The organism is Streptomyces sp. NPDC020362, from assembly GCF_040642095.1.
In the GTDB taxonomy this organism is placed as follows: Bacteria; Actinomycetota; Actinomycetes; order Streptomycetales; family Streptomycetaceae; genus Streptomyces.
Genome location: NZ_JBFAET010000006.1, coordinates 45,757 through 65,471 on the forward strand (window position 1 = coordinate 45,757; position 19,715 = coordinate 65,471).

The window sequence follows — 19,715 nt, forward strand, 5'->3', positions numbered from 1 at the left end:
ACGTGTGCGGTGAAACGAGGCTACAGGGCGTGTCCGTGCACCTGTCACACAGCATCAGGTGTGGTGGAGGAAGACGCAGAGGACTCGGCCTGCGCCGCGAACCTGGCCTTCGCCTCGTCCACCTTCCTCCCGAAGTGCACCGACGCCCACCACAGGGCACCGAAGACCGCGCCCATGAAGTACATGGTGGGAACGAAGACGCCGGAGGCGATCAGGGCGAGCTGCAGGGCCCAGCCGAGGGCGACGCCTCCCGGCCGGGTCACCATGCCGCACAGCAGCACGCACAGGACCATGGCGATGCCGCTGACCAGCCACACCGTCGACGCGGACAGGTCCGGGTCCTTCATGGCCACGAGCCCCGCGAACCCGATGATGCAGAACTCACCGATCAGCGTCGATGAACAGAGCGTACGCACGACGGAATCTCAGCCCTTCCCCATCAGCAGGCGGGCCTCGCCCACCGTGATGACCGACCCCGTGACCAGCACGCCGCCGCCCGCGTACTCGCCCTCCTCCTCGGCCAGCGTGATCGCGGCCTCCAGGGCGTCGGGCAGTCGCGGCTCGACCTGGACCCGGTCCTCGCCGAACACCTCGACGGCGATCGCGGCCAGTTCGTCCGCGTCCATCGCCCGGTGCGAGGAGTTCTGCGTGACGACGACCTCGGCGAAGATCGGCTCGAAGGCCTCCAGCAGCCCTCGCACGTTCTTGTCGGCGCTCGCCCCGACCACACCGATCAGCCGGCTGAAATCGAACGCCTCGCGCACGGCCTCGGCGGCGGCCTCGGCGCCCGCCGGGTTGTGCGCGGCATCCAGGACGACCGTGGGAGACCGCCGTACGACCTCCAGGCGGCCCGGCGAGGACACGGCCGCGAAGGCCCTGCGCACGCTGTCGATGTCCAGCCGCTCCGCACGCTGCGCGCCGACCCCGAAGAACGCCTCGACGGCGGCGAGCGCCACGGCCGCGTTGTGCGCCTGGTGCGCGCCGTGCAGCGGCAGGTACACCTCGGGGTACTCGCCGCCCAGGCCGCGCAGGGTGACCAGCTGCCCGCCGACCGCGACCTGCCGGGCCACGACGCCGAACTCCAGCCCCTCCCGGGCCACGGTCGCGTCCACCTCGACGGCCTTCTTCAGCAGCACCTGCGCCGCGTCCACCGGCTGCTGCGCCAGGATCACGGTCGCGTCCTGCTTGATGATGCCGCCCTTCTCACCGGCGATCTCCCCCGGCGTCTCCCCCAGCCGGTCGGTGTGGTCGAGACCGATGGGGGTGACCACGGCGACATCACCGTCGATCACGTTCGTCGCGTCCCAGCTGCCGCCCATGCCGACCTCGACCACGGCGACGTCGACCGGCGCGTCCGCGAAGGCCGCGTACGCCATGCCGGTGAGCACCTCGAAGAAGGACAGCCGGTACTCCTGCAGGCCGTCGACCATCTCGACGTACGGCTTGATGTCCTGGTACGTCTCGATGAACCGCTCGGCGGAGATCGGGGCGCCGTCCAGGCTGATCCGCTCGGTGATCGACTGCACGTGCGGGCTGGTGTACCGGCCGGTGCGCAGCTCGAAGGCACCGAGCAGGGCCTCGATCATGCGGGCGGTGGAGGTCTTGCCGTTGGTCCCCGTGATGTGGATCGAGGGGTACGAGCGCTGCGGCTCGCCCAGCACGTCCATGAGCGCGGCGATCCGGCTGACGGACGGCTCCAGCTTGGTCTCGCCCCAGCGGGTGGCCAGCTCCGCCTCGACCTCGCGCAGGGCCTTGTCGACCTCCGGGTCCTCCGGGCGCGCGGGTACGTCGGCCTGCTGCGGCCCGCCCTGCGTGCGCAGGGTGCGGCTGCCGGCCTCGATCACCGCGAGGTCGGGGTCGCGGTCGGTCTCGGCCGCGATGATGTCCTCGAAGGGGTCGAGAGGGTCGGGCTGGTCGTTGTCGTCCGGGAGGTCGCTCACGGGGCCAGTCTACGGAGCCGGGGTGACAAAGGGTGCGGTGGCTTGGGGGGTCGTGCGCCCAAGGGGTGGGCTGGCTTGTCCCGGCGGGCGGGTGCGGGGCGTCCGTGGTCGACCGCGCAGTTCCCCGCGCCCCTGAGGGGCGGCGAAGGCCCCCGGTGCCTGCTTCGCACCGGGGGCCTTCATCCACGTACAAACCCTTGACGCCGTACAGACCCTTACGCCGGGGGCAGCCGGTCCAGCTGGGCCTGGAGGCGGGCGATGTCCTCGTCGGCCTTGGACAGACGCGTGCGGATCTTGTCCACCACGTTGTCCGGGGCCTTCGCCAGGAACGCCTCGTTGCCGAGCTTGGCGGTGGCCTGGGCCTTCTCCTTCTCGGCGGCGGCCAGGTCCTTCGCGAGGCGCTTGCGCTCGGCCGCCACGTCGATCGTGCCGGAGAGGTCGAGGGCGACCGTGGCGCCGGCCACCGGCAGGGTGGCGGTGGCGCTGAAGCCCTCGCCCTCCGGCTGGAGGCGCAGCAGCTGGCGGATGGCACCCTCGTGGGCGGCCAGCGGCGTACCCGCCAGGTCCAGGCGGGCCGGGACCTTCTGGCCCGGCTGCAGGCCCTGGTCGGCGCGGAAGCGGCGGACCTCGGTGACCACCCGCTGGAGGTTCTCGATCTCGGCCTCGGCGGCCTCGTCGCGGAAGCCCGAGTCCTTCGGCCACTCGGCGACCACGATCGACTCGCGGCCGGTGAGGGTGGTCCACAGGGTCTCGGTGACGAACGGGACGACCGGGTGCAGCAGGCGCATCAGGACGTCCAGGACCTCGCCGAGGACGCGGCCGGAGGCCTTGGCCGCCTCGCCGCCCGCGAAGAACGTCGTCTTCGACAGCTCCACGTACCAGTCGAAGACCTCGTCCCACGCGAAGTGGTAGAGGGCCTCGCTGAGCTTGGCGAACTGGAAGTCCTCGTAGTACGCGTCGACCTGAGCGACCGTCTTGTTCAGGCGGGAGAGGATCCAGCGGTCGGTGGCCGAGAGCTGCTCGGCCGGCGGCAGCTCACCCTCGATCGTGGCGCCGTTCATGAGCGCGAAGCGCGTGGCGTTCCAGATCTTGTTGGCGAAGTTGCGGGAGGCCTGGACCCAGTCCTCGCCGATCGGGACGTCGGTGCCCGGGTTGGCGCCCTTGGCCAGGGTGAAGCGGACGGCGTCGGAGCCGTACTTGTCCATCCAGTCCAGCGGGTCGACGACGTTGCCGAAGGACTTCGACATCTTCTTGCCGCGCTCGTCGCGGACCAGGCCCGTCAGGGCGATGGTCTTGAACGGGACCTCGCCGTCCATCGCGTACAGGCCGAACATCATCATCCGGGCGACCCAGAAGAAGATGATGTCGTGGCCGGTGAGCAGGACGTCGGTGGAGTAGAACTTCGCCAGGTCCGGGGTCTTCTCCGGCCAGCCGAGGGTGGAGAAGGGCCACAGGCCGGACGAGAACCAGGTGTCGAGGACGTCGGTGTCCTGGGTCCAGCCCTCGCCCGTCGGCGGCTGCTCGTCGGGGCCGACGCAGACGATCTCGCCGTCCGGGCCGTACCAGATCGGGATCCGGTGACCCCACCACAGCTGGCGCGAGATGCACCAGTCGTTCATGTTGTCGACCCAGTCGAAGTAACGCTTCGACATGTCGGCGGGGTGGATCGCGACCCGGCCGTCGCGGACCGCGTCACCGGCGGCCTTGGCCAGCGGCTTGACGTTGACCCACCACTGCATCGACAGGCGCGGCTCGACGGTGGTCTTGCAGCGCGAGCAGTGGCCGACGGAGTGCATGTACGGGCGCTTCTCGGCGACGATCCGGCCCTGCTCGCGCAGAGCACCGACGACCGCGGAGCGGGCCTCGAAGCGGTCCAGGCCGAGGAACGGGCCGTGGACGGTGATCACGCCGTGCTCGTCCATGATCGTCATGGCCGGCAGGTCGTGGCGCTGGCCGATGGCGAAGTCGTTCGGGTCGTGGGCCGGGGTGACCTTGACGGCGCCGGTGCCGAACTCCGGATCGACGTGCGTGTCGGCGACGACCGGGATGGTCCGGTCGGTCAGCGGCAGCTTGATCTGCCGTCCGATGAGGTGCCTGTAGCGCTCGTCGTCCGGGTGGACGGCGACCGCCGTGTCACCGAGCATCGTCTCGGCGCGGGTGGTGGCGACGACCAGCGAGTCCTCGCCCTCGCCGTACCTGATCGAGACGAGCTCGCCCGCGTCGTCCTGGTACTCCACCTCGATGTCGGAGATGGCCGTCAGACAGCGCGGACACCAGTTGATGATGCGCTCGGCGCGGTAGATCAGCTCGTCGTCGTAGAGCTTCTTGAAGATGGTCTGGACGGCCCTGGACAGGCCCTCGTCCATGGTGAAGCGCTCACGCGACCAGTCGACGCCGTCGCCGAGGCGGCGCATCTGGCCGAGGATCTTGCCGCCGTACTCTTCCTTCCACTGCCAGACCCGCTCGACGAACCCCTCGCGGCCCAGGTCGTGGCGGGACTTGCCCTCCTCGGCGAGCTGCTGCTCGACCTTGTTCTGGGTGGCGATACCGGCGTGGTCCATGCCCGGCAGCCACAGCGACTCGAAGCCCTGCATGCGCTTGCGGCGGGTGAGGGCGTCCATCAGCGTGTGCTGGAAGGCGTGGCCGAGGTGCAGCGAACCGGTGACGTTCGGCGGCGGGATGACGATCGTGTACGGAGGCTTGTCGCTCGTCGCGTCCGCCTCGAAGTAACCACGCTCTACCCAGCGCTCGTACAGCGGGCCCTCTACATCGGCCGGCGCGTACTGGGTCGGCAGTTCGGAGTCGGGCGCGGGTGGCTGCTGATGAGCGTTCTCGGTCACGGGGGTCAGTTTAGAGGTGTCACGGGGTGGTCCCGAAACGCGTTTGTTCTGTAACGGTGCGGCCCCCGGTGCCGCGTGGTTTCCGGGCCTGAGCCAGGATGTCAGGGACACATAAGCGTCCAAGGGGGAACCCCGAAATGAGCAACAACCAGCCGGGCCCGTACGGCCAGCAGCCGCCCTACGGTCAGCCGGGGCAGCCTGGTCCCTACGGCCAGCCGGGTCCCTACGGCCAGCCGCCGCAGGCACCCCAGCCCGGCTACGGCTACCCCCAGCAGGCCCCTCCGGTCCCGCCGCAGCCCGGGTACGGCTACCCGCAGCAGGGCGCACCGCAGCAGCCGGGCCCGTACGGGCAGCAGCAGGCCCCCTACGGCCAGCCGGGACAGCCCGCCCCCTACGGCCAGCAGCCCTACGGCGTCCCGCAGCCGCCGGCGCCGGGCGGCGGCAAGAAGAAGACGGGCCTGATCATCGGCGCGGTGGCCGTGGTGGCGGCCGTGGCGGTGGGCGTGTACTTCGTGGTCAGCGGAAGCGGGGGCAGCAATGTCGCGGACGACGGCCCGCACAAGCTGATCACCCCTGCTGCCGTTATCAACGGTGAGTACAAGAAGGGTGCCAGCTCCGGCGATGACGCCATGACGGACAGCGATGTGTCGGCCGCCCGGAAGGCCGGCGTCAAGAACGCCAAGTCGGTGGGCGCGGAATACCAGTCCGGCGACAAGAACAGCCCGCTCACCATGAAGATGCTGAAGTTCGGCGGCGTCTATGGCCAGATCGACGACCCCGCGGCCGTCGTCGACGCGATGTTCGCCCACATGAAGGAGGAGTCCGAGAAGGACCAGAGCGGCGACGGCACCAAGGGCACGCTGGTCGGCAGCCCCGAGAAGCAGGAGCCGGCGGACCTCGGAGGCGCCGTCATGAAGTGCCAGTCCGTGAAGCTGGACATGAGTGGATCCGGTGCCAGTTCCTCGGGCCCGAAGCAGATGATCATGCCGGTGTGCATCTGGGGCGACCACAGCACCATCGGCGTGGCCATCAACGCAGACGTGGCCAGCGCGATGACGGGCAAGGGCATGTCCATCAGCGACGCCGCGGAGATCACCGCCAAACTCCGCAAGGACGTTCGCGTCAAGGCGTAGCGCCTCTCGCACTCGGACAGAGCCCCGGTCGGTCAACGACCGGGGCTCCCTCTGTTGCAGCCCCGCGACAACTGCGTTGGCCGGCATGGGGCGACGTGGCCTGTGGTGATCCATTAGCTGCCACGTCATAGGGGAGTGACAGCCGAAGGGGCGCCCGGATTCACGGGGCGCCCCTTCCTCTTCGTTTCGGACCGCTTATGCCGTCTTCTGCTCCCCCGCCCCCCGCCCCCGTGCGTCCCGCGGGATCAGGGTCGGGTTGACGTTGGAGTGGACCACGTCCGCCGTGATGACGACTCGGGCGACGTCCTTGCGGGACGGGACCTCGTACATCACCGACATGAGGACCTCCTCCATGATGGCGCGCAGGCCGCGGGCGCCGGTCTGGCGGAGGATGGCCTGGTCGGCGATGGCCTCCAGGGCCTCACGCTCGAAGTCCAGTTCCACGCCGTCGAGTTCGAAGAGGCGCTGGTACTGCTTGACGAGCGCGTTGCGGGGCTCGACGAGGATCTGGAGCAGGGCCTCGCGGTCGAGGTTGTGGACGCTCGTGATCACGGGCAGGCGGCCGATGAACTCCGGGATCATGCCGAACTTGACCAGGTCCTCCGGCATGACGTCCTCGAAGACGTCCTTGGACTCCAGCTCGCGCTTGGAGCGGATCGTGGCGCCGAAGCCGATGCCCTTCGCGCCCGCCCGGGACTCGATGATCTTCTCCAGGCCCGCGAAGGCGCCACCCACGATGAACAGGACGTTCGTCGTGTCGATCTGGATGAACTCCTGGTGGGGGTGCTTGCGGCCGCCCTGGGGCGGGACGGAGGCCGTGGTGCCCTCCAGGATCTTCAGCAGGGCCTGCTGGACTCCCTCGCCCGAGACGTCGCGGGTGATGGAAGGGTTCTCACTCTTCCTCGCGACCTTGTCGATCTCGTCGATGTAGATGATCCCGGTCTCGGCCTTCTTGACGTCGTAGTCGGCCGCCTGGATCAGCTTCAGCAGGATGTTCTCGACGTCCTCGCCGACGTAGCCCGCCTCCGTCAGCGCGGTGGCGTCGGCGATCGCGAAGGGGACGTTCAGCATGCGGGCCAGGGTCTGCGCGAGCAGGGTCTTGCCGGAGCCCGTGGGGCCGAGGAGCAGGATGTTGGACTTCGCCAACTCGATGGCGTCGTCGCGGCCTTGGGCGCCGCCGTTCTCGCCCGCCTGGACCCGCTTGTAGTGGTTGTACACCGCGACCGAGAGGGCTTTCTTGGCGGGCTCCTGGCCGACCACGTAGCCCTCCAGGAACTCGTAGATCTCGCGGGGCTTGGGGAGTTCCTCCCAGCGCACCTCGCTCGTCTCGGCGAGTTCCTCCTCGATGATCTCGTTGCAGAGATCGATGCACTCGTCGCAGATGTACACACCGGGCCCTGCGATGAGCTTCTTGACCTGCTTCTGGCTCTTGCCGCAGAACGAGCACTTGAGCAGATCGCCGCCGTCACCGATGCGTGCCACGGTGTGCTTCCCCTTCGCCTGGGAGACGCCCGGACGCTTTCGAGTCCAGCGGCTCCTGGTGCTGCCTTATGTCCGACGGTACCTTGCCGGGGCCTGTGTTCGGGTCCCCCTTGGCAGGGTTCACTTTGACGTGGACCCTGCCAAGGGGTCCCGCGAGTCGCCGCTCAGAGTCAGCGGACGGATTCGTTGTTCATCTTCCGGGTGGAGATGATCTGGTCGACGATGCCGTACTCGAGCGCTTCCTCGGCGGTGAGGATCTTGTCGCGCTCGATGTCCTCGCGGACCTTCTCGATCGGCCGGTTGGAGTGCTTGGCCAGCATGGTCTCCAGCTGGTCACGCATCCGGGTGAACTCGTTGGCGATGATCTCCAGGTCGGAGAGCTGACCGCGGCCGGTGGAGCCGGCGGGCTGGTGGATCAGCACGCGCGAGTTCGGCAGCGCCATGCGCTTGCCCGGCGTACCGGCGGCGAGCAGGATGGCCGCGGCGGAGGCCGCCTGGCCCATGCACACCGTCTGGATGTCGGGCTTCACGAACTGCATCGTGTCGTAGATCGCCGTGAGGGCGGTCATGTCGCCGCCGGGGCTGTTGATGTAGATCGAGATGTCCCGGTCGGGGTCCATCGACTCCAGGCACAGCAGCTGCGCCATGACGTCGTTGGCGGAGGCGTCGTCGATCTGGACGCCCAGGAAGATCACGCGCTCCTCGAAGAGCTTCGCGTACGGGTCGTACTCGCGGATGCCCTGGGAGGTGCGCTCGACGAAACGCGGAATGACATAGCGGCTGTCGGGCCGGGGCCCTTCGTACATGCCGCTGGCGGCGCCGTGGAAGTTGTTCATGAGGGTGTTCACCGTCCTGGTGGCGTTCTGGGGGCTGGGGTCGTGGCGGTGCATGGCGTGGCCGGGCCGGTCAGGCACCGGTGCCGCCGCCTCCCGGAACACCCGAGGCGTGCGTGATGATCTCGTCAATGAGACCGTACTCCTTGGCCTCTTCCGGGGTGAACCAGCGGTCGCGGTCGCCGTCGCGGACGATCGTCTCGACGGTCTGGCCGGAGTGCAGCGCGGTCAGCTCGGACATGGTCTTCTTGGTGCGCAACAGGTACTGGGCCTGGATCTTGATGTCCGAGACCGTACCGCCCAGGCCCGCGGAGCCCTGGTGCATCATGATGTCGGTGTGCGGCAGGGCGAAGCGCTTGCCGGCGGTGCCGCCGGTGAGCAGGAACTGGCCCATCGAGGCCGCCATGCCCATGCCGATCGTGACCACGTCGTTCGGGATGTACTGCATGGTGTCGTAGATCGCCATGCCGGCCGTCACCGAGCCGCCGGGGCTGTTGATGTACAGGTAGATGTCCTTGTCCGGGTCGGCGGCAAGGAGCAGCAGCTGTGCAGTGATCTTGTTGGCGATGTCATCGTCGACCTGCTGGCCGAGGAAGATGATCCGCTCGTTGAGCAGCCGGTTGTAGACCTGGTCGCCGAGGCCACCACCGATGGAGGGCTCGCCGGCGGCGGAGGGCATCAGATTCGTCACGTATCCACCTGCTCGTCTTGCGACGGCGCCGGGCCGTCTCACCTGTTCCCCGCGGGGTCCTGCGTGTTCCCCGCGAGGTCCTGCCGGGGGGCTTCAGGAGACTCCCCTGCCCCCGTATTCATGGACCCTAACGCGCGGGTCCCTTCGGGGAATCCCGGAGAAGCGGGTGTTCGCCGGGGGCGTAGCGCCGTCGAGGTGCGGCGCACCGCCGGGTGCGGGCGCGCGGTGGCCGGTCGCGCCCCCCGCGGCGGAGCCGCCCGTCGATACGGCCCCGCCCCCCGAGGTCGGCCGTGCCGGGCCGGTACGACGAACGGGCCCCGGGGAAGTCCCCGGGGCCCGTGTACGTCGTCAGAGGCGCCGCAGGGCTCAGCCCTCGGCCTTCTCCTCGTCCGTGCCCTCGGTGGCGCCCTCGGCGGCCTCGACCGTCTCGATGGCGGCCTCGGTCTCGTCCTCGTCCTCCAGGTCGACGACCTCGCCGTTGGTGTCCTTCACCGTGGCGGCCTCGACCACGACGGCCAGGGCCTTGCCGCGGGCGACCTCGCCGACCAGGAGCGGAACCTGGCCGCCCTCGACGACGGCCTGGGCGAACTGGTCGGGGGACATGCCGGAGGAGGCCGCACGCCGCATGAGGTGCTCGGTGAGCTCCTCCTGGCTGACGTTGAGGTTCTCCTTCTTGACCAGCTCGTCGAGGACGAACTGGGTCTTGATGCCCTTGACCGCGGCCTCGCGGGTCTCGGTGTCGAACTCCTCGGCGGTCTTGCCCTGGATCTCCAGGTACTTGTCGAGGGTCAGGCCCATCTGGCCGAGCTGGTGGTGCTCCAGGTTGTGCTTGCGGGTGTTGATCTCGTCCTCGAGCAGCTTCTCGGGGACCGGGACCTCGACCAGCTCGAGGAGCTTCTCCAGGACGCGCTCCTGGGCCTGGGTGGCCTGGTCGTACTGCTTCATGTTGGCCAGGCGCTTGCGGCTGTCGGCCTTCAGCTCGTCCAGGGTGTCGAACTCGGAGGCGAGCTGCGCGAACTCGTCGTCCAGCTCGGGCAGTTCACGGGCGGCGACCTGGGTGACCTTGACGGAGACCTCGGCCTCCTTGCCCGCGGCGGAGCCGCCCTTCAGCTCGGAGGCGAAGGTGGCCTCGCCACCGGCCTCCAGGCCCTTCACGGCGTCGTCGATGCCGTCCAGCAGCTCGCCGGAGCCGATGGTGTAGGAGACGCCGTTGGCGATGCCGTCCTCCAGGACCTCGCCGTCGACCTTGGCCTCCAGGTCGACGGTGACCACGTCGCCGTCCTCGGCGGCGCGCTCGACCGGGGAGGTGGAGGCGAAGCGCTCACGGAGCTGCTCGACCGACTTCTCGATGTCCTCGTCGGTGACCTCGACGGCGTCGACCTCGACCTCGATGCCGGAGTAGTCCGGGATCTCCAGGGCCGGGCGGACGTCGACCTCGGCGGTGAAGTTCAGCGTCTCGCCGTCCTTCAGCTCGGTGATGTCGACGTCGGGCTGGCCCAGCGGGCTCAGCTCGGCCTCGTTGACCGCCTCGGTGTAGAACTTCGGAAGCGCGTCGTTGACGGCCTCCTCCAGCACCGCACCGCGGCCGAACCGCTGGTCGATGACGCGGGCCGGGATCTTGCCCTTGCGGAAGCCCTTCACCGTGACCTGCTGGTTGATCTTCTTGTACGCCGCGTCGAGGCTGTCCTTGAGCTCCTCGAAGGGCACCTCGACAGTGAGCCGAACCCGGGTCGGGTTCAGGGTCTCCACGGCGCTCTTCACGGTTCGGTCTCCTTGTGGCTGACTTCTTGGTTTCTGCCGGAGCCAGACTGGTCCGGCGGATTTCGCCGCCCGGAGGAGTTCGTAGGCCGAGTGGGCCGGGACACACGGGCGCGCAGCTTGCATAGTAACCGCAGCCGCTCAACGCCCCAAAAGGCGATCATGACAGTGACGTGAGCCGGTGGTCGGGGTGGCGGGATTTGAACCCACGGCCTTCCGCTCCCAAAGCGGACGCGCTACCAAGCTGCGCCACACCCCGTCTGGTGCGACACGTAGGGTACATGCCCCGGCCGTATCCGTCGGCCGCTTTGTCCACCGCCGCGCACACGGCATCCCCGCAGTCCAACACGTTGGCCTCCGCGGCGGGCGACCCGCTACGATGCTCTGCAGTGCCGCGGTCACCGACCTGCGGTGCGCTGCTGCGGGCGTAGCTCAATGGTAGAGCCCTAGTCTTCCAAACTAGCTACGCGGGTTCGATTCCCGTCGCCCGCTCTGTACGGCCCGGGAGCCCGGTTTACGCTTCGGCGGAGCCGGGCCCCTGGCCGTTTTTCCGGGGCTCGCGGACGTCACAGGTTCCCGCGGTCCTCACAGGCTCTCCCGGACCTCACAGGCTCTCTCGGACCTCGCAGGGCCTGCCCCACCGGCCTCGCACGCCCCGGCGGACTCACAGGTCCCTGATGTTCACCGTGAACACGGAGCGGAGGCCGTAGGGCACGTAGAGGGCGTCGCCGACGCGGACCAGGGGCGCGCCGGCCGAGCCGGTCGAGTCGGCGGTGCCGCCGTCGTCGCGGCCCGGGAGGGTGGCCAGGACCTTGCCGGTGGCGGCGTCGAGGGCGGCCAGACGGCCGGTCGGGGAGGCCAGGTAGAGGCGGGTGGACGTGGCCGTCGGGGCGCCGGGCTGCTCGACGGTGGAATTGCTCCGCCACAGCAGCCGGCCGGTGCGCGGCGAGAACGCGTGGACGCTGCCGCTGGTGAAGGTGAGGTAGACGGTCCCGTTCTCCAGGTAGACGCCGCTCATGGCGGACTCGGTGTGGGACAGCTTCACGACCGTCAGGACGTGCGAGGAGATGTCGAGCAGGGTCAGGGTGCGCAGCTTGCCGTCCGAGTCGGACAGCACGAGGTGGCCGCCGCTCTCGCCCAGGAGGTTCAGCGCACCCTTGGCGGACACCGACCACCGGGGCCTGCCGGTTGCCGGGTCGAGCTGGGCGATGCTCGTGCGGATGACCTCGTACCCCTTGCCGAAGGCTCCGCACAGGAGGTACACGTGCCCCGCGGCGCCGCTCAGCTGGCAGGCGCCCCTCTGGTCCGCGCCCGAGTACGGCAGGGGGTGCTTCCAGCGGATCCTGCCGTCGGAGGCGCCCAGCAGGGCGTACGACTCACCCTTGTCGCCGAGGACCGTGACGACTCCCTGGGCCGTGGCCGCGGCATAGCCCCCGTCGCCGCCGATCGCCGTGTCGCCGTCGCCGGTGACCGTCCTCCACAGCACCTTGCCGGTGTCGGCCCTGACCGCCTGGACCGAGTAACGGGTCAGGGTGGTGTCCGTGTCGCCCTTGGGCGTGTGGTCGTCGGCGCCCCAGACGTAGACGACGCCGCCGTGGGTGCCGATGACCGTGCCACCGAAGCCGCCGCCGTTGTCGGTGGGCGTGGGGTCGAGCGGATAGGTCCAGGTGTTGCGGCCGTCGGCCAGGGCGAAACGGGTCGCCATGAGGCTGTCGCCGGCGCACACCAGGGAGGCGCCGGCGGCGGCGCACCGGCTGAAGGCGCTGTCGCCGGATGCCTCGGCACCGGTGCTCGGTTCCTTCGACTGCCGGTGCCAGGCGTGCCATCCGGCCGGGAGGTTGCCGGGGGCGCCGTCGCCGCCGCGTGTGACGGCGACCGTCGTACCGGCGACCGCGGCCAGGACGGCGGTGACGGCCCCGGCCGTCAGCCACCACCGGCGGCGCCGGCGCGGCCGGACCGGCTCGGTGGCGTCCGGCGACTCCGGTTCCGGCCTCGGCCCGGGCAGCCGGCCCTCGCGGAGCAGGGTCAGGAGTTCGTCCGGGGTCGGGCGGGACTTGGGGTGCTTTTCCAGGCAGAGGCGGACGAAGGGGAGAAGATCGTCGGGGAGGCCGTCGAGTTCGGCTTCACCCTCGACGACCTTCGTCGCCGTCTCCCAGGGGTTCGCGCTGTCGAACGGACCGCGCCGGGTGGCCGCGTACACCAGGACCGCGCCGAGGGCGAAGATGTCGGACGCGGGGCCGACCTCGTGCGGGGAGGTGAACTGCTCGGGGGACATGAAGGGCGGGGTGCCCATCACGCGGCCGGTCTGGGTGAGGGCGTCGGCGGGGGCGAAGTCGGCGGCGCGGGAGACGCCGAAGTCGATGACCCGGGGGCCGTCCTCCGCGAGCATCACGTTGGCCGGTTTCAGGTCGCGGTGGACCACGCCGGCGCCGTGGATGTCGCGCAGGGCCTCGGCGAGGCCGGCGGCGAGTTCGCGCAGCCGGTGGGGTGGCAGCGGGCCGTGACGGCGGACATGGGTGCCGAGGTCCTCGCCGGGGATGTAGAGCGTGGCCATCCAGGGGCGGGGCGCGTCGGCGTCCGCGTCCACCACGGGCGCCGTGAAGGCGCCGCTTACCTGGCGGGCGGCGGCCACTTCGCGGCTGAAGCGGGCGCGGAACTCGTCGTCGTCGGCGTACTGGGCGTGGACGACCTTCAGGGCGAGCCGGCGGCCGGAGGCCGAGCGGGCCAGGTAGACCACGCCCATGCCGCCGCTGCCGAGGCGGTCCTCGATCCGGTAACCGCCCACGTCCACCGGATCCGAGTCGCGCAGCGCCATCCCGGTACGTCCCCCCGCTGTTTCAGTTGTTCAACTCCGCCGGCCCGCCCCACCGGGTCAGAAGTTGATCTGGTTGATGGTCTCCGCTATCGAGTTCAGGAACCGGTTGATGGACGGCGCCATGCCGGTCGAGGCGAGGAAGAACCCGAAGAGCACGGCGACGATGGCCGGGCCGGTCTTGATGTTTCCCCCTCGGATCATTACCACAAGGATGATCGCCAACAGCAGCACCACGGACAGTGAAATGGCCACAACTGATCACACCTTCGGTCGGACCGCTCTCCCGGCCCGGAGGTACCCCGCGCACCCCCGCCGTCAACCATCGTGCCACCAACCCGCCCGCACCATGCGGCTCGTGACGCAACGTTGAACAAGCATCCGCGGCGCGGGCGAGGGGACGCACAGCAATTCGACAGAGCACCCATGCGCAGCGCCGGGGGGAATTGCGCGCCTTCATTGCCGTGTCCACACATCTTGTGCGCAGGTAATTCGAATTGATGACACAGAGGCGTCGTATGCCCTATTTAGTCGGGATGAATTGGGACATCACGGGTGAACGGTGGGCTTCGATGTGCCCACCATCACGTGGACAGGGGCGGCAAGTTATGGAAATCAGCGGGTATCCGGAGGTGATAACCAGGAATGACCACGGGGGGTTTTACGAAATCCCACAGTCGACGCTAGGGTGCCTGAGATGTTTGACGCCGCCTCGTCCCCCGGCCAGAACCGCAGCCCGCTCCCCCCGGCACAGCCGCCGGCGGACGGAGTGCCCAGTCCGCGCACCCCGACGAGTACGCAGAGTCGGCGGCCGGCGGCGGACAGACCGGGCAAACAGCGCGACTCCTTCTTCGACAACGCCAAGTACCTGGCGATCGTGCTCGTCGCGATGGGCCACGCCTGGGAGCCGCTGAAGGGCGACAGCCGGATCCTGGAGGGCGTGTACACCGTCGTGTACACCTTCCACATGCCGGCGTTCATCATCATTTCCGGCTTCTTCTCCCGCAGTTTCGACATGCGCCCGGACCGCCTGAAACGGCTGATCACCGGTGTCGCCGTGCCGTACGTCGTCTTCGAGACGGCCTACCCGCTCTTCAAGAACGCCGTCGTGGGCTCCCACGAGGAGATCAGCCTCCTCGATCCCTGGTACCTGACCTGGTTCCTGGTGGCCCTGCTCGTCTGGCGGCTCACCACGCCCATCTGGAAACTGGTGCGCTGGCCGCTCCCGGTCGCCATCGGCGTGGCCATGCTGGCCACCGTCACCCCCAGCATCGGTGACGACCTCGACCTCCAGCGGGTCCTGCAGTTCCTGCCCTACTTCGTGCTCGGCCTGACCATGAAGCCCGAGCACTTCCAGCTGGTGCGCCGCCGCTGGGTGCGGATCGCCTCGGTGCCGGTGTTCGCCGCCGCCCTCGCGGTCGGCTGGTGGGCGGTGCCCCGCATGAACACCGCGTGGTTCTACCACCGCGACTCCGCGCAGGAGCTGGGCGCCCCGTGGTGGTGCGGCCCGGTGATGGTCCTCGCGATGATGGGCTGCTCCCTGCTGCTGACGGCCTGCTTCTTCGCCTGGGTGCCGCGCCGCAGGATGTGGTTCACGGCGCTGGGTGCGGGCACCCTGTACGGCTATCTGCTGCACGGCTTCCTGGTGAAGTTCGCCGACTACCGCGGCTGGTTCGACCACGCCTGGCTGCACCGTCCGCTCGGCGAGATCCTGGTGACCGTCCTCGCGGCCGCCGTCGTCACGGTGCTGTGCACCCGGCCGGTGCAGCGGGCGTTCCGCTTCGCGATGGAGCCGAAGATGGAATGGGCCTTCAGGCAGGACGCGGCCGAGCTGGCCCGCGAGCGCCAGAAGCCGGAGCGCGGGCGCGAGAAGGTCGGCGTCTAGCCCACGCCGCCCCGGACCGGGCTCGCTCCCGGCTCGCTCCCGGCTCATGCAGGGCGCGCTCCCGGCTCATGCAGGGCGCGCTCCTGGCTCAGCCCTGTTCGAGGCGCTCGGGACGCTCAAGACCGAGAAGTGCGCGCATCCGCCCGTACTTCTCGGTCAGTCGTTCCCGGGTCGGCCCGTCGAGGACGGCGAGGCGGGCCGGGTCGGCATTGTGGGCCAGGTCGGCCTCCTTCACCAGCAGCGCGCCCGGGGTGGCGAGGATCCGGCGTGCGTACGCCTCCGGCTCCTCCCCCGGCCTCTTGGTGAGGGCACGTACGACGGCCTTGGTGCGCGCGGAGAGCGCGGCCGACGTCAGCCACTCCTCCGACAGCGCCTCGTCCTCGACGGCGTCGTGCAGCCAGGCCGCCGCGATCTGCTCGGCGTCCCCGCCGCGGGCTCGCACGCCCCCGGCGACGGCCGCGAGGTGTTCGGCGTACGGCCGCCCCGCCTTGTCGGTCTGGCCCGCGTGGGCCGTGCGGGCGAGGTTCTCGACCTCTGTCAGGGTGAGGTGCGTCTCGGTCACCCCTCCAGTGTCTCCCGGCGCAGCGCCGCCCGGTCCGGGACCGTGCCCGCGGCCGGGCCGGACACGACGGCTCCGTGAAGCCGGGGCGTCTGAGCACAACGGCTCCGTGAAGCCGGGGCGTCTGAGCACAACGGCTCCGTGAAGCCGGGGCGTCTGAGCACGACGCTTCCTCGGAGCCGGAGCGGCTGAGCACGACGGCTCCGTGAGGCCGGGGCGGCACCGCCTGCCGTGGCGGTTCAGCGGGCGGAGGCCGACGCCTCGCGGCAGATCAGCAGCAGTGCGCGGTCGTCGTTGACGTCCTTCGCGACCGCCTCGATGAGGTGCCAGGCGGCCCCGTGGAAGCCGCCGGCGACATAGCGGTCGGCCTCGCCGGTGAGCCGGTCGATGCCCTCGACGATGTCCCGGTCGGAGGTCTCCACCAGGCCGTCCGTGAACAGCATCAGCACGTCCCCGGGCCGCAGCGAGCCCTTCACGGAGTCGAACTGGGCGAGGTCGTACACGCCCAGCAGTGGACCGTCGGCGGCCTTCTCCTCCCAGCGGCCGCTGCCCGCGCTCAGCTGCAGGCCCGGCGGATGGCCCGCGGAGTACAGCTCGTAGTCGCCGGAGTCCAGGTCGAGGACCAGGTGGATTGAGGTGGCGAAGCCCTCGTCCCAGTCCTGGCGGAGCAGATAGCCGTTCGCGGCCGGGAGGAAGGCGTGCGGGGGAAGGGAGCCCAGCAGGCCCCCGAACGCCCCCGACAGCAGCAGCGCACGCGACCCCGCGTCCATGCCCTTGCCGGACACGTCCGTGAGGACGACCTCCAGGGTGCGGCCGCCGTTCGTCCGGGCCGCGACGACGAAGTCGCCGGAGAAGGACTGGCCACCCGCCGGACGCAGCGCCATCTCGTGGTGCCAGCCCTGCGGCAGCTTCGGCAGCTTGCTCTGTACCCGGATGCGCTCGCGCAGGTCGAAGAGCATGGTGCCGCCGCGCCGCCAGGGCACGCCGACCCGGCTGCGGAACTGCGCGGTCAGCAGCCCGAAGAAGCCGCACGCGGCGACCACCAGGACCACGCCCGGGGTGACCCGCGAAGGCCCCTCCGTGTACGGGCCGAGCCGCACCGACTCCACGATCAGCGCGGTGGCCGCCGCCGCGTACAGGCCGAGCAGGCTAGCCGGGCGCAGCAGCAGGCCGCCCGCGACGATCGGGAGCACCAGGGTGGCCGGGGAGCACCACACCGAGTTGGCGAGCGTGACGGAGGCGAGGACGGGGATGGTGAGCAGCAGACCGGCGAAGGCGATCCAGTCGGAGCCGTCGCCGCGGAAGTAGTCCACGGCGCTCCTGCGCAGGCCTACGCGGACCCGGTGCCACTGCATCCTCCACCGGGCCGTGAACTTCTCGGCCTTCGCGCACCGCCCTCGTCCTGCTGTCATTAGTTCGGGACCCTATCCATCGGACCCGCCGCTTGGCACGGGAGGTCCCACTTGTCCCCCGTGAGAGACCCAACTTCGCGGTTCGGCCTCACAGTGAACGGCACGGCGGGCCGTCGCGCCGCCGACCGGGAGAAATTCACTGGCTCGTCCCGCAATGCCCTGATAGGCATGACTCATGGGGACTGAACGTGCGAGCGAGTTGCGGACGGCCGAGACGAAGGTGCTGCGACCGGACGAATGGGACGGCTGGTGGGACCATCTGGTCCGCGCCTTCGGTGCCGGTCCTGCATCGGCCGAAGAGCGTGAACTGGACAGATCGCTCACCGAGTTCGACCGCTCGCTGGTCGTCCGGAACGGGGACGCCGTCGTCGGGACGGCGGGGGCCTTCAGCTTCCGCATGACCGTGCCCGGCGGGGGCCTGGTGCCCGCCGCCGGCGTCACCATGGTCAGCGTTGCGGCCACGCACCGGCGGCGCGGGGTGCTGACCTCGATGATGCGGCGCCAGCTGGACGACGTGCGCGCCCTGGGCGAGCCGCTGGCGGTGCTGACCGCCTCCGAGCCCGCCATATACGGCCGCTTCGGGTACGGAGCCGCGACCTTCCATCTGAACGCCGAGATCGACACGGCCCGGGTGACGCTGGCCCTGCCCGCCGGCACCGACGAGATACGACTGCGGTACGCGAAGCCGGCCGACGTCCTCGCCGCGTGCGAGGCGGTGTACGCGGCGCTGGTGCCGCTGCGGCCCGGCATGCTGGCCCGGCAGCCCGGCTGGGAGAGGGCGGGGCTGCTCGACCCGGAGAGCGACCGGGACGGGGCGTCGGCGCTGCAGTGCGTGGTCGCCGAGCGGGACGGCGAGATCACCGGGTACGCCCGTTTCCGCACCAAGCTCGGCTGGGGACCGGGCGGGCACGACGGCACCGTGACGCTGGAGGATCTCGCCGCGCTGGATCCCGCGACCGACGCGGCGCTGTGGCGCTTCCTGTTCGACATCGACCTGATGACGACCCTGACCGTGCGGGGACGCCCGCTCGACGACGCCTGGCAGTACCTGGTCTCCGACATCCGGCGCTGCCGGCCGCACCTGCGGGACTCCTGCTACGTCCGTCTCGTCGACGTCGGTCCGGCGCTGGCGGCGCGCACCTACCAGACGCCGGTGGACGTCGTGTTCGAGGTCGAGGACGCCTTCTGCCCCTGGAACGCGGGGCGTTGGCGGCTGACCGGCGACCCGAAGGGGGCGTCCTGCGAGCGCACCACCGACGAGGCCGACCTGTCCCTGTCCGTACGGGAGTTGGGGGCGGCCTACCTCGGTGGCGTGACCCTGCTGTCGCTGGCGGCGGCCGGGCGGGTGCGGGAGCTGCGGCAGGGAGCGCTGGCGGAGGCGTCGATCGCGTTCGGCTCACCGGTGGTGCCGTGGCTGCCGCACGGCTTCTAGCGTCCGGTCAGGGTCTCTGGCAGGCCGGGCACCAGAAGAGGTTGCGGGCGGCGAGGTCGGCGGTGCGGATCCCGGTGCCGCAGATGTGGCAGGGCAGGGTTGCCCGGCGGTAGACGTACACCTCGCCACCGTGGTCGTCCACGCGGGGCGGGCGTCCCATCGCCTCGGGGGTGTGCTCGGGGCGGACGGTGTCGATGCGGTTGTTGCGCACGCCCTCGTGCATGAGCGCGACGAGGTCGGCCCAGAGGGCGTCCCACTCGGCCGGGGTGAGGTCCTTGCCCGCCCGGTACGGGTCGATGCCGTGCCGGAAGAGGACCTCGGCGCGATAGACGTTGCCGACGCCCGCGATGACCTTCTGGTCCATGAGGAGGGCGGCGATCGTCGTACGGCTGCGGCGGATGCGGACGTAGGCGGCTGCCGGGTCGGAGTCCTCGCGCAGGGGGTCGGGGCCGAGGCGGTCGTGTATCGCGCGCTTCTCGTCGTCCGTGATGAGGGCGCAGGTGGTGGGGCCGCGCAGGTCGACGTAGGAGGTGTCGTTCGCGAGGCGGAGGCGGACGGTGTCGGTCGGCGGGGGTGCGGGGGTTTCGCCGAAGCCGACCTTGCCGAAGAGGCCGAGGTGGATGTGGATCCAGTCGGCGTCCCGGAACCGCAGGAAGAGGTGTTTGCCGTGGGCCTCGGTACGGGTGAGGAGGGCGCCGTTCAGCAGGTCGGCGGCGTCGGAGAACTTGCCCTGGGGGCTGGTCACCCGTGGGGCGGTCCCCTGGAAGCAGCGGGCGTAGTCCTGGGCCAGCCGGTGAATGGTGTGCCCTTCTGGCAAGGCTGAGGCTTCCTTTCCTACCGATATGCCCCACCCGCCACCCGACTCGGTCGGCAGCGGGGCGGGCGAATGAGCGCGAGACCGACACAGGCACGAACGAACGACCGGGAAAGCCGAAGAC

Annotated in this window: 15 protein-coding genes and 2 tRNA genes; 4 read left to right on the forward strand and 13 right to left on the reverse strand. The window is 70.1% G+C overall.

All coding sequences use genetic code 11. The features are described 5' to 3' along the window. Positions 1 to 44 precede the first annotated feature (44 nt). From AB0H32_RS04550 to AB0H32_RS04560, 3 genes are all read right to left on the reverse strand, one after another. The gene (locus AB0H32_RS04550; protein WP_361114097.1) at positions 45 to 416 is read right to left on the reverse strand and encodes a DUF4233 domain-containing protein; all 372 of its coding nucleotides are present in this window, start codon (positions 414 to 416) and stop codon (positions 45 to 47) included. 9 nt (positions 417 to 425) lie between these two features. Beyond that, positions 426 to 1,940 carry a folylpolyglutamate synthase/dihydrofolate synthase family protein gene (locus tag AB0H32_RS04555; RefSeq protein ID WP_361114100.1) on the reverse strand — a complete coding sequence of 505 codons (1,515 nt, stop codon included), beginning with the start codon at positions 1,938 to 1,940 and terminating at the stop codon, positions 426 to 428. A gap of 215 nt (positions 1,941 to 2,155) precedes the next feature. After that, complete coding sequence (locus AB0H32_RS04560) at positions 2,156 to 4,780, reverse strand: valine--tRNA ligase (RefSeq protein WP_361114104.1); 2,625 nt, start codon at positions 4,778 to 4,780, stop codon at positions 2,156 to 2,158. A 137-nt stretch (positions 4,781 to 4,917) separates the two neighbouring features. On the opposite strand from AB0H32_RS04560, the gene AB0H32_RS04565 reads away from it, so the two are divergent. Next, positions 4,918 to 5,913 (forward strand): hypothetical protein, encoded by a 996-nt coding sequence (locus AB0H32_RS04565; RefSeq protein WP_361114107.1) that lies wholly within the window; start codon positions 4,918 to 4,920, stop codon positions 5,911 to 5,913. Between the two features lie 195 nt (positions 5,914 to 6,108). On the opposite strand, the gene clpX is transcribed toward AB0H32_RS04565, so the two are convergent. From clpX to AB0H32_RS04590, 5 genes are all read right to left on the reverse strand, one after another. Further along, complete coding sequence (clpX, locus tag AB0H32_RS04570) at positions 6,109 to 7,395, reverse strand: ATP-dependent Clp protease ATP-binding subunit ClpX (protein WP_361114110.1); 1,287 nt, start codon at positions 7,393 to 7,395, stop codon at positions 6,109 to 6,111. A gap of 170 nt (positions 7,396 to 7,565) precedes the next feature. Continuing rightward, complete coding sequence (locus AB0H32_RS04575) at positions 7,566 to 8,231, reverse strand: ATP-dependent Clp protease proteolytic subunit (protein ID WP_361114307.1); 666 nt, start codon at positions 8,229 to 8,231, stop codon at positions 7,566 to 7,568. Positions 8,232 to 8,301: 70 nt separating this feature from the next. Then, positions 8,302 to 8,907 (reverse strand): ATP-dependent Clp protease proteolytic subunit, encoded by a 606-nt coding sequence (locus tag AB0H32_RS04580; protein ID WP_361114310.1) that lies wholly within the window; start codon positions 8,905 to 8,907, stop codon positions 8,302 to 8,304. A 378-nt stretch (positions 8,908 to 9,285) separates the two neighbouring features. Further along, complete coding sequence (gene tig / locus AB0H32_RS04585; RefSeq protein ID WP_361114113.1) at positions 9,286 to 10,680, reverse strand: trigger factor; 1,395 nt, start codon at positions 10,678 to 10,680, stop codon at positions 9,286 to 9,288. Between the two features lie 179 nt (positions 10,681 to 10,859). After that, positions 10,860 to 10,936 (reverse strand) — tRNA-Pro (locus AB0H32_RS04590). A gap of 162 nt (positions 10,937 to 11,098) precedes the next feature. Between AB0H32_RS04590 and AB0H32_RS04595 the strand changes: the two genes are divergently transcribed. Next, positions 11,099 to 11,169: transfer RNA gene (locus AB0H32_RS04595), tRNA-Gly, on the forward strand. 172 nt (positions 11,170 to 11,341) lie between these two features. Here the strand turns inward: AB0H32_RS04595 and AB0H32_RS04600 are convergent. Beyond that, on the reverse strand, positions 11,342 to 13,492 hold the full coding sequence (locus tag AB0H32_RS04600) for a serine/threonine-protein kinase (RefSeq protein ID WP_361114116.1): 2,151 nt from the start codon (positions 13,490 to 13,492) through the stop codon (positions 11,342 to 11,344). 57 nt (positions 13,493 to 13,549) lie between these two features. After that, entirely contained in the window at positions 13,550 to 13,744 is a 195-nt protein-coding gene (locus AB0H32_RS04605; RefSeq protein ID WP_361114119.1) for a hypothetical protein, read from the reverse strand. Between the two features lie 514 nt (positions 13,745 to 14,258). Between AB0H32_RS04605 and AB0H32_RS04610 the strand changes: the two genes are divergently transcribed. Further along, complete coding sequence (locus AB0H32_RS04610) at positions 14,259 to 15,374, forward strand: acyltransferase family protein (protein ID WP_361114313.1); 1,116 nt, start codon at positions 14,259 to 14,261, stop codon at positions 15,372 to 15,374. An 88-nt stretch (positions 15,375 to 15,462) separates the two neighbouring features. Here the strand turns inward: AB0H32_RS04610 and AB0H32_RS04615 are convergent, their stop codons facing one another. Together AB0H32_RS04615 and AB0H32_RS04620 are read right to left on the reverse strand one after the other, a co-directional pair. Then, positions 15,463 to 15,936 (reverse strand): HD domain-containing protein, encoded by a 474-nt coding sequence (locus AB0H32_RS04615; RefSeq protein ID WP_361114122.1) that lies wholly within the window; start codon positions 15,934 to 15,936, stop codon positions 15,463 to 15,465. A 236-nt stretch (positions 15,937 to 16,172) separates the two neighbouring features. After that, positions 16,173 to 17,345: a PP2C family protein-serine/threonine phosphatase gene (locus AB0H32_RS04620; protein ID WP_361114125.1), complete on the reverse strand. Its 1,173-nt coding sequence runs from the start codon at positions 17,343 to 17,345 to the stop codon at positions 16,173 to 16,175. Positions 17,346 to 17,520: 175 nt separating this feature from the next. On the opposite strand from AB0H32_RS04620, the gene AB0H32_RS04625 reads away from it, so the two are divergent. Next, on the forward strand, positions 17,521 to 18,777 hold the full coding sequence (locus AB0H32_RS04625) for a GNAT family N-acetyltransferase (protein WP_361114128.1): 1,257 nt from the start codon (positions 17,521 to 17,523) through the stop codon (positions 18,775 to 18,777). A 7-nt stretch (positions 18,778 to 18,784) separates the two neighbouring features. Here AB0H32_RS04625 and AB0H32_RS04630 read toward each other — a convergent pair whose 3' ends face one another. Further along, on the reverse strand, positions 18,785 to 19,594 hold the full coding sequence (locus AB0H32_RS04630) for a DNA-formamidopyrimidine glycosylase family protein (RefSeq protein ID WP_361114131.1): 810 nt from the start codon (positions 19,592 to 19,594) through the stop codon (positions 18,785 to 18,787). Positions 19,595 to 19,715 lie beyond the last annotated feature (121 nt).

Coding starts and splice junctions, on each gene's coding strand:
- AB0H32_RS04565 (WP_361114107.1), top strand. CDS start 4,918: ATGAGCAACAACCAGCCGGGCCCGTACGGCCAGCAGCCGCCCTACGGT.
- AB0H32_RS04580 (WP_361114310.1), bottom strand. CDS start 8,907: ATGCCCTCCGCCGCCGGCGAGCCCTCCATCGGTGGTGGCCTCGGCGAC.
- AB0H32_RS04575 (WP_361114307.1), bottom strand. CDS start 8,231: ATGAACAACTTCCACGGCGCCGCCAGCGGCATGTACGAAGGGCCCCGG.
- AB0H32_RS04625 (WP_361114128.1), top strand. CDS start 17,521: ATGGGGACTGAACGTGCGAGCGAGTTGCGGACGGCCGAGACGAAGGTG.
- AB0H32_RS04600 (WP_361114116.1), bottom strand. CDS start 13,492: ATGGCGCTGCGCGACTCGGATCCGGTGGACGTGGGCGGTTACCGGATC.
- AB0H32_RS04620 (WP_361114125.1), bottom strand. CDS start 17,345: ATGACAGCAGGACGAGGGCGGTGCGCGAAGGCCGAGAAGTTCACGGCC.